Genomic DNA, 6307 nt, shown 5'->3' on the forward strand with positions numbered 1-6307 from the left:
ATCCAACCGTCTTGTGCTGCTGTCGACGTGGCCATCGCCCTACCCTCCCAGGTGATTCAGATGGGGAGCAGTGTGTGGGTTGGGGGGCGGGCTGTCAGTCGCCTATTGGTCGTAGGGGCGAGGTGCGGGGTCGGCCGCGAGGCGGTTCCTCGGGATGGTCGGGAGCCGGCCAGCGGCCGGCACTACCGGGGCATGGGCACCGTGACCGATCGGTAGGCCCCGACCGTTGGTCGGGGCGCTTTTAATGGAACGCCAGGGCGGCGGCGATGCCCGCGAACAGGGTGGCGCCCACCCAGTTGTTGTGCAGGAAGGCCTTGAAGCAGGCATCGCGCTCGCGTTTGCGGCAGATCATGAACTGGTAGGCGATCAGCAGCGCGGCCACGCCTACCGACATCCAGTACGCCGCGCCCAGGCCGGCGCGCACGCCCACCAGGCCCATGGTGCCCAGGAACAGGGTGAACAGGATGCCCTGGATGACGAGGTCCAGGTCGCCGAACAGGATGGCGGTGGAATGCGAGCCCATCTTGAGGTCGTCGTCGCGGTCCACCATGGCGTACCAGGTGTCGTAGGCGGTGGACCACAGGATGTTGGCGCCATACAGCAGCCAGCCCACCACCGGCACTTCGCCCTGCACGGCGGCGAACGCCATCGGGATGCCCCAGCCGAAGGCCATGCCCAGGTACACCTGCGGCAGGTGGGTGTAGCGCTTGAGGTAGGGGTAGCTGGCGGCCAGGAAGATGCCGATGAAGCTCAAGCCGATGGTCAGCCGGTTCAGGGTGAGCACCAGCGCGAAGGCCACCAGCATCAACCCGGCGAACAGCAGCAGCGCCTCGCGCCCGGACACCCGGCCGCTGGCCAGCGGGCGGTCCTTGGTGCGCTTGACGTGCGGGTCGAGCCAGCGGTCGGCGTAGTCGTTGATGACGCAGCCGGCCGAACGCGTCAGCCAGACCCCGGCGCTGAACACGAACAGGGTCCACAGCGGCGGCAGGCCACCGGCGGCCAGCCACAATGCCCACCAGGTGGGCCACAGCAGCAGCAGGGTGCCGATCGGGCGATCGGCGCGCATCAGTTTCCAGTACTGGCCCCAACGCGACGGTGCGGGACCGTCGGGGGCTTCAAAACGTTCGTAAGCCATGCGCAAAGGATACCGCCAAGCCCCGCCGCGAGCGTTGCCGTGCCGGGCAATTGAACGGGGGGCAGACCTGCGCCGCGTTTACCGCTAGAATGCTCGTCCCGCGCCACCACGGCGTTCGGCGGCCAGCACCGGCGCCCGGGACTGCAGGACACAACGCGCTCGTAGCTCAGCCGGATAGAGTAGTGGCTTCCGAAGCCATTGGTCGGGGGTTCGAATCCCTCCGGGCGCACCATCCTTGCCTTGTGGCCCATCGCCACGCCCCCTGAACGTCCAGAACCCTGCCCTGCGTCGCAGCCATTGCGATACCTGCAGCCCAGGATGCGTCGTGCGGTGGTCCGCCCCGATCCGGTTTGCGTAGACTCGTCCCCATGGGCATTGCCTTGCCAGCGCAGGACACCTTCGGCTTCGGCCTGTATTCGTATGCGGACGCCGCGCGCTTCATTGGCGGCAAGCCGAGCGAACTGCGCCGCTGGTTGAAGGGCTACAGCACCCACCGTGGTGAACTGCACATCGACCACGCCCCGTTGTGGTCGCCGCAATGGGCCGGCACGGGCATTGAAGGCATTGGCTTCCGCGACCTGATTGAGCTGCGCTTCGTCCGTACGTTCGTTGCCGGTGGCGTGCCACTGAACCTGATCCGCCGCACCATCGATGAGGTCCACGAGCGGCTGGGCAGGAACTACCCCTTTACCAGCACCAGCTTCAAGACCGACGGGCGCCGGATCTTCATGGAGCTGCTGGATGCCAGCGGTGATGCGGCCCTGGTGGATGTGGTCAAGCGCCAGGACGTGATCCGAAAGGTGATTGCGCCATCGTTGCGCGAGGGGATCGAGCTGAACATCGACGACGAAGCCACGCGCTGGTACCCGCTCAAAGGATCCCGCGCGGTGGTGTTCGACCCGCAGCGCAGCTTCGGGCAACCCATCCTTGCCGGTTCCGGCGTGCCCACGGTGGCCATTGCCGAAGCGCTTCAGGTGGAGAATGGCGATGCACAACGGGTCGCCCGGCTGTATGGCATCTCTGCTGCCGATGTGCGCAAGGCGGTCAGCTTCGAACAACGGGTGGCGCCTTGAAGGCGCAGATCGACGAGAACCTGCCGCCTGCCCTGGCAAGGGCGATCGATCCGATTGCGCGCGTGGATGACCACGAGGTGGTGCACGTGCGTGATTTCGTGGGCAGCGGCACCAAGGATGTGGCGCTGTTTGAAGAGGCGATCCAGCAGGGTATCCAGGTCCACGTTACCCAGGACCACCACCATCGACGTCCGGTCGAACGCGAGGCGATAGCGCGGCTGGGCCTGACGGTGTTCGTTCTGGCCAAGGGCTGGAGCACGTTGAACCACTACGATTGCGCAGCCCGGCTGCTGGAGTGGTGGCCGCAGATGATGCAGCTGGCCCAGCTCACCCAGCCAGGGGGCATGTTCAGGGTGCCGCACCTGCGGGCGTCGCGGGGAAGGTTGATTCCCATCAAACCGACACGTTGACGGCCGTGGCGAGGGTGGGTGAAGCGAAGCCGGGCAGAGCCCGGCGATAAAGCAATCAGGTCGAGTAGCGGACAGACTGCCGGGGGCCAGGGCGAGGTATTCCCACCGGCCTGGCGGTGGCCAACAAGGACGATCCGATGATGCGAATGCAACTGCCCGTGGCCCTGCTGGGCCTTCTCCTGCCGATGATGGCCAGCTGTGCATCGCCACCGGGGCGCTATCAGTCGGCGACGATCCAGGATCGCGATGGTTTGCCCTGTTTTGGGGTACCTGACACGCGGGAAACACGCACCACCGCGCCGATCATTGCAAGAGTGTCGGTAAGAGCCAGTGGTGCGGGAGGCGTATCCGTGTGGGAGCACATCTTCCTGCAGTCGGGAACTGCCGAACCTGCGCTGCCGCCCAGCCAGTGCCTTGTTTATGGCCACGGGGACGCGTCCGCCCCTGCATTACGGGTGGGGACGCGCTATGAGGTGGTTATGTCGGGGTATACGCCGGGCACGCCAGGCAAGCAGGGGAAGGCACAGAAGCGCGTGTTCGGCAGCTGCTTTGATGTGGTGGATGTCGCCGGGAAGGGCGTGATTACGTCCGTGGTAGCAGATTGCGCGACCGCGCGCGCTTCTGGGACGGCCCCCGTACCCCAGGGTGGCAGGTAGCGAATGGGGAAACCACGGCAGGGGCGTGCCGTGCGTGCGTTTTGGCGTTTGCGGGAGGTTGTGTGCAGCCACCCATGGGGTGGCTCTACCCTTAGCGCGCGTAGAGGGAACGAGGGTCGGGTACCGGACAGACTGCCGGGGCCAGGGCGAGGTCTTCCCACCTGCCTGGAAGTGGCGAACCGCGTGTGCGGTCCACGACGTCCGTGTCGTTGTCCTGTCCGGTGGCCCGGTTGAAACGGTCAGGCGGTGAGCAGGTCCTTGAAGCGGGCCAGCGACGCCAGGTGGAAATGCACCAAGGCCAGCCAGCCCTGGCGGTGCCAGGCCAGCACGGTGGCGTCGGGGAGTGCGGCGAAGCGTTCGGCGTCGATCAGCTGGAAGCCGAGCAGGCTGGACTGGCGGCCGTCGGGATGCACGACGTCGGCCTGGCGTTCGACCAGCACGCCGGCAGTGACCAGTGCGGCGCTGAAGGCGGCCGTGGCGGTGGCGTCGCGGGTGAAGGCCTCGCAGAACGCCAGGGCCTGGCGGGTGAGCGCGGTGGGCTGGCCGTCGGCCTCGAACAGGGGCTGGCCTTCGTCGCCGTCGGTACGCAGCATCGGTGCGTCGGCGTCGATGGCCAGTACATGGCCGTCGGGGTCGGTGGTGCGGGCGAACACGAACGGATAGCGGCGCACATACGCAGGCACGTAGGTGCCGGTCTGCCAGTGGTCGGCCACCACGAAGCGGTTATGTTCGGCCTGCAGGCCAAGCACGGCCACCGGGGCGGCATCGGTGCCGACAAATACCACCGGGTAGTCGCGGGCGGCCGCGGCGAATTCGCCGATGACCAGCGGAACGGCATGGCTGGCGGCGGCGAACGCGGCGTCGCCGGGCAGCAGGCGCCAGTGCGCGTGGGTGTGCGAAGAGAGCACTACCGGGGTGCGGTACAGCGGCGGCGAGGTCGGCGCAGCGGCGTCGGCGTCTATCGCATCGGGCACGACCTGGTCGGGGGCATCGGGCAGCGTGTGCAGGGTGTCGTCAGTGGTCATGGGGTATCCAGCAGGGAAACGGCCGGCGCGGGCGCACCGGCCAACAGGTCAGAAGCCAGCGTTCACTTCGAGCTGGAAGACGTCGATGGACTGCGGCGCGCCGGTGACTTCCTTGGCCGCCATCCAGCGGCCGGTGAGCCACACGTTCTTGTCGAACATGTAGGAGCTGCCCAGGTAGTAACCTTTGGCATTGGTGCCGCCCAGGTGGAAGTTGGAATCGTTGTAGGCGTCGGGCAGCGCGTCGGCTTCCAGGCGCTTGTAACCCAGCCACACGTTCCAGTCGCCGGCCTGCTTGAGCGCCAGCTGGCCGAAAGTGGCCTGCGCCATGTAGGCCATGTCGCCGCTCTGGACGTCCTGCGGGCCGGCCACGCCGTTGGCGGCCGCCCCCAGGTTGGTGACGATGCCGCCCTGCGCGCGCGACCACATGCGGTTGCGGTCGAAGGCGAGGTTCTTGATGCCGTGGCCTTCCAGGCGCAGCGCGTAGCCGGCGAAGGTGGGGGTTTCCCAGGCCAGGTTGAGGTCCAGCAGTTCGAATTCGGAGGCCAGGCCCACGTACTGCGGCATCGGGGTGTTGGCCGGGTCGAGTGGATCGAGCGCGATGTTCCGCAGCAGCATCAGCGTGTTGCCCTTCTGCATGAAGGCCGGGCGCGACCAGTCGCTGCTGCAGTGGTCGGCACCGGCGTACAGCGCGCAGGGCTGGGAGTACTCGCCGGCGATGTTGCGGAAGTCGAAGTAGCCCACTGCGGCGCGCAGTTTCTGCTGGTCGCCGAACTGCCAGTCGGCGCCGACCTGCATGCCGTTGAGCCACTTGTTCTCGCTCTTCATCTTGGTCTGGCTGGTGTTCGGGAAACCGTCGGACGAGTACTCCAGCGGGGTCAGGCCGAGCGTGGCGAACAGAGACAGCCCCTCGCCGCCCAGCGGATGGGCGTACTTGAAGGCCAGGCCGTCGAAGTTGAGGTCGTTGGAGAACAGCGTGTCGGTGGACCAGTACGGGTTGCCGAAGCGGCCGCCGATGATGTCCAGGCCCTGCACCGGCGCGTAGGACAGCCAGGCCTGGTCGAGCCAGGCGTCCTTCTTGGCCAGGCCGCCGCCCAGGGTCTGGGTGGACGACACCGGGCCGTTGTCGTTGCCGGTGGCCAGGCGCACGCCGGCGCGGGTGTGTTCGCCCAGCTCGGCCACCACGCCCAGGCGCGCGCGGATGCGCCAGGAGTTGTTGCGGTCTTCGCGGGTGTTGCGCAGCGGCGGCAGGCCCAGGTTGGTGTTGCCGTTGACGTCGTAGCCGTTGCCGGCGTTGATGCGCGCCCAGTCCACTTCGATGTCGCTGTTACGGTCCGAATACAGGCGGCTTTCATTGCGCACGCGTACGTCACCCTGCACGCGCAGGCGCTGGGTCCAGTCGGGCACCTGGTCCGGTGCGGCCCAGCCTTCGGCCTTGGCCTGGGCCATCACGCTGGTCTTGAGTTCCTCGCGGATCTCATCGCGCACGGTCTGCGGGATGTACGGTACCCGCACGTCGCCGGGCTGCGCGGCGATGGCGCCGGTGGCTGCGGCCGGGCGCGCCACGGCGGCTTCGCGCTGGGCTTCCAGCAGCAGTGCCTGGCCCGCCTCGGGCTTGAGCGCGCCGCTGTCGATCAGGCCGCGGATCAGCTTGATCATCGTGCTTTCGCCGCTGCCGTCCTGGGCATGGGCGGCGCCGCTGGCCAGCACCAGCACGACACCGGCGGCGAGGGCGGAACGGCGCAGGCCCAGCAGCGCGGCGGAATAGGTTGAACGGGTCATCAGCTTGCTCGCAGAAAAAGGAAAGTCGGGAAGAAGGAGGCGGCCGTGCCTAGCCGGCCGGGCGCCGGCCCTGCACCAGCACGCGTGCAGGGAAATCCAGCGACGCCGGCGGGCGCTCGTCGATGCGGCCCACCGCGCGGATGGCCTGCAGCACGCGTTCGTCGGCCTCGGGGTTGCCGCTGCCGCGCAGCAGTTCCACCCGCGTGACCGCACCGGTGGGGTCCAGCCA

The 6307-nt window shown here is 67.7% G+C and carries 7 protein-coding genes and 1 tRNA gene; 4 read left to right on the plus strand and 4 right to left on the minus strand.

All coding sequences use genetic code 11. From position 1 onward, the window contains the following. Positions 1-241: 241 nt before the first annotated feature. On the minus strand, positions 242-1135 hold the full coding sequence (gene ubiA / locus DBR34_RS01930) for a 4-hydroxybenzoate octaprenyltransferase (protein WP_128095494.1): 894 nt from the start codon (positions 1133-1135) through the stop codon (positions 242-244). Positions 1136-1290: 155 nt separating this feature from the next. Here ubiA and DBR34_RS01935 point away from each other — a divergent pair. The 4 genes from DBR34_RS01935 (at position 1291) to DBR34_RS01950 (ending at position 3274) form a co-directional block, all read left to right on the plus strand. Continuing rightward, positions 1291-1367 (plus strand) — tRNA-Arg (locus DBR34_RS01935). A gap of 136 nt (positions 1368-1503) precedes the next feature. Continuing rightward, positions 1504-2208: a DUF433 domain-containing protein gene (locus tag DBR34_RS01940; protein WP_128095495.1), complete on the plus strand. Its 705-nt coding sequence runs from the start codon at positions 1504-1506 to the stop codon at positions 2206-2208. Beyond that, positions 2205-2618 carry a DUF5615 family PIN-like protein gene (locus DBR34_RS01945; RefSeq protein WP_128095496.1) on the plus strand — a complete coding sequence of 138 codons (414 nt, stop codon included), beginning with the start codon at positions 2205-2207 and terminating at the stop codon, positions 2616-2618. The genes DBR34_RS01940 and DBR34_RS01945 overlap by 4 nt, the downstream gene beginning before the upstream one ends. A gap of 116 nt (positions 2619-2734) precedes the next feature. Continuing rightward, on the plus strand, positions 2735-3274 hold the full coding sequence (locus DBR34_RS01950; protein WP_128095497.1) for a hypothetical protein: 540 nt from the start codon (positions 2735-2737) through the stop codon (positions 3272-3274). Between the two features lie 239 nt (positions 3275-3513). Here the strand turns inward: DBR34_RS01950 and DBR34_RS01955 are convergent, their stop codons facing one another. The 3 genes from DBR34_RS01955 to DBR34_RS01965 all read right to left on the minus strand — a co-directional run. After that, positions 3514-4299 carry a SapC family protein gene (locus DBR34_RS01955; protein ID WP_128095498.1) on the minus strand — a complete coding sequence of 262 codons (786 nt, stop codon included), beginning with the start codon at positions 4297-4299 and terminating at the stop codon, positions 3514-3516. Between the two features lie 48 nt (positions 4300-4347). Continuing rightward, positions 4348-6078 (minus strand): putative porin, encoded by a 1731-nt coding sequence (locus DBR34_RS01960; protein WP_128095499.1) that lies wholly within the window; start codon positions 6076-6078, stop codon positions 4348-4350. Positions 6079-6127: 49 nt separating this feature from the next. Continuing rightward, on the minus strand, positions 6128-6307 hold a 180-nt coding region (locus tag DBR34_RS01965; protein WP_146186757.1), incomplete at its 5' end, for an energy transducer TonB.

It is taken from the genome of Stenotrophomonas sp. HMWF003, from assembly GCF_003061285.1.
GTDB classification, from domain to species: Bacteria; Pseudomonadota; Gammaproteobacteria; order Xanthomonadales; family Xanthomonadaceae; genus Stenotrophomonas; species Stenotrophomonas maltophilia_AP.